At 73.7% G+C, this 2471-nt stretch carries 2 protein-coding genes and 1 pseudogene; all 3 read right to left on the reverse strand.

Features of this window, described 5'->3' with window-relative positions:
• Positions 1 to 211: pseudogene (locus Q1K70_RS01900) on the reverse strand (hypothetical protein); the annotation flags it as partial.
• Complete coding sequence (locus tag Q1K70_RS01905; RefSeq protein ID WP_300154971.1) at positions 208 to 1386, reverse strand: ATPase, T2SS/T4P/T4SS family; 1179 nt, start codon at positions 1384 to 1386, stop codon at positions 208 to 210. The gene Q1K70_RS01905 and the pseudogene Q1K70_RS01900, both read right to left, overlap by 4 nt.
• 3 nt (positions 1387 to 1389) lie before the next feature.
• Positions 1390 to 2466, reverse strand: a complete 1077-nt coding sequence (locus Q1K70_RS01910) for a type IV pilus twitching motility protein PilT (protein WP_300154974.1) — start codon at positions 2464 to 2466, stop codon at positions 1390 to 1392.
• Positions 2467 to 2471: the final 5 nt, after the last annotated feature.

A 2471-nucleotide genomic window follows, 5' to 3' on the forward strand; every position in this document is an offset into this window, starting at 1 on the left:
GGGCGGCCGCCGGCGCGGGCGGGGGGGCCACGGCCGGCGGAGGGGGCGGGGCCGGGGCGGCCGCGTCGAAGACAGCGCCGTCCGGGGTGCGAGTAAAGGCGCGGCGCCGGCCGCAGGCCGGGCAGGTGAAGGCCGCCTTGCCGCCGAGCGGCGGCTTGTCCGGGGCGAGCGTCAGGCTGAAGCCGCCGCAGGGGCAGGAGACGGCGGTCATGGCTTGCCCCCTTCCCCGGGCGGGGCCGGGCGGTCGAGGTCGAGGCCGGTGATGGCGGACACGGGCTGGCCCCGGGCGGCCTTGACCGCGTCCAGGGCCCGGGACAGGGCGGCCCGGTCGGCGGCGCGCGCGACGGCCGTCTCCTCGCTCACCACCCCGGCGGCGTAGAGCGCGGCCGTGGAGGCGTCGAAGCCGACCATGCCGTGGGGCTGGCCCTGCTCGATGATGTCGGAAAATCCCATGGCGTCGCTTTCGCCGGACAGGATGCGGTCGCGCACGCGAAGGGTGGCGGCCAGCACCTCCACGGACACGGCCCGGCCGCCGCCAAGGCGCGGCAAAAGCCGCTGGGCGGCCACGTAGCGAAGGCTCGCGGCCAGGCGCTGGCGGGCCAGGCGCTGCTCGCCGGGGGAGAAAAAGGCCAGCAGCCGCTCCACCGCGCCGGAGCAGTCGGCGGTGTGCAGCGTGGCGAGGACCAGGTGGCCGGTCTCGGCCGCGCCCAGGGCGGCGTCCACGGTCTCGCGGTCGCGGGCCTCGCCCACGAGGATGACGTGGGGGGCCTGGCGCAGGGCCGAGCGGATGCCGTCGGCGAAATCCGGAAAGTCCGTGCCGAGCTCGCGTTGGCTGACGATGCCGCGCCCGGGCGGGAACAGGCACTCCACCGGGTCCTCCAGGGTGACCACGTGGACGGCCCGGGCGGCCAGGATGGCGGAAACCAGCGCCGCGAGCGTGGTGGACTTGCCCGAGCCCGTGGCCCCGACCACCAGCACCAGCCCCTCGGCCAGTTCGGTCAGGCGGGAAAAGACCGGCGGCAGGCCCAGGGCGGAAAGCTCGGGCGGCGCGGCGGGCAGGCGGCGCAGCACCAGCCCCAGGCTGTCGCCGGCCCGGAACACGTTGACCCGAAAACGCGTCCCGGCCGGATGGGCGTAGGCGGCGTCGCAGCCGCCGCGGCCGCGCAGGTCGGCGAGAAGGCGCGCGTCCGTGCCGACGATGCCCCGGGCCAGGGCTTCGGTCTGGCCCGGGGAGAGCGCGCCGTGGCAGCCGGGCAGGGTCAGGCGGATCGCGGCCCCGTCCACCAGGGCCGTGGGCGGCGCGCCGGCGGTGAAGAGGTAGTCCGAGGCCGCGGGCGCGGCGGCCAGGGCCGCGCCGGCCAGGGCGTCGAGGACGGGCCGCGACATGGCCTAGGCCGTCCTTTCGGAACCCGTCGGGGCGGCGGCGGAAAAGCGCGCCTTGTTGACCGCGTTGCGCCAGGCGTCGGCCGGGTCGATGCGGCCGGCGGCGAGCAGTTCCAGCAGGGACTCGTCCAGGGTCTTCATGCCGCCGGCCTTGCCGGTCTCCATCACGGAAAAGATTTGAAACACCTTGTTTTCCCGGATGAGGTTGCGCACGGCCGTGTTGGCCAGGAGGATCTCCTGGGCCAGCGCCCGGCCGGGGGCGTCGGCCCGGGAAAAAAGCATCTGGGAGACCACGGCGCACAGCGATTCGGACAGGGCCGAACGGATCTGCGCCTGCCGGTCGCCGGGAAACACGTCGATGATGCGGTCGATGGTCTTGGCGGCCGAGACGGTGTGCAGGGTGGAAAGGACCAGGTGTCCGGTCTCGGCCGCCTCCAGGGCCAGCTCGATGGTCTCCAGGTCGCGCATTTCGCCGACGAGCACGATGTCCGGGTCCTCGCGCAGGGCTCCGCGCAAGGCGGCGGCGAAGGAGCGGGTGTCGCGCCCCACCTCGCGCTGGTTGACCAGACAGCCGGCCGAGGCGTGCACGAACTCGATGGGGTCCTCGAGGGTGATGAGGTGGTCGCGGCGGTTGTCCGCGGCGTGGCGCACCATGGCGGCCCGGGTGGTGGACTTGCCAGAGCCCGTGGGACCGGTGACCAGAACCAGCCCCTTGGGGCGCATGGCGAGCTCCGCCAGGATGCCCGGCAGGCCCAGGTCGGCCAGGGTCGGCACCACCTCGGGGATGGCCCGGAAGGCGGCGGAGACGCCGCGCTCCTGGCGGAAGTAGTTGGCGCGCATGCGGCCGATGCCCGGCGCGGCGTAGGCGAAGTCCAGGTCGCCCGTCTCCTCGAAGGTCTTGATCAGCCGCTCGGGCGCGATCTCGTAGAGCAGGGACTTGAGCTCCTCCACCTCCAGCACCTTGTACTTGATGCGTTCCAGGCGGCCGTTTAAGCGCAGCATGGGCTGGGAGCCGCTGGCCAGGTGGAGGTCCGATGCCCCGGTTTCCTTGAGCATTTTAAAAAAGGCGTCGATCTGGGCCATGGGAC

It is taken from the genome of Solidesulfovibrio sp., assembly GCF_029978005.1.
Taxonomy (GTDB): domain Bacteria; phylum Desulfobacterota; class Desulfovibrionia; order Desulfovibrionales; family Desulfovibrionaceae; genus Solidesulfovibrio.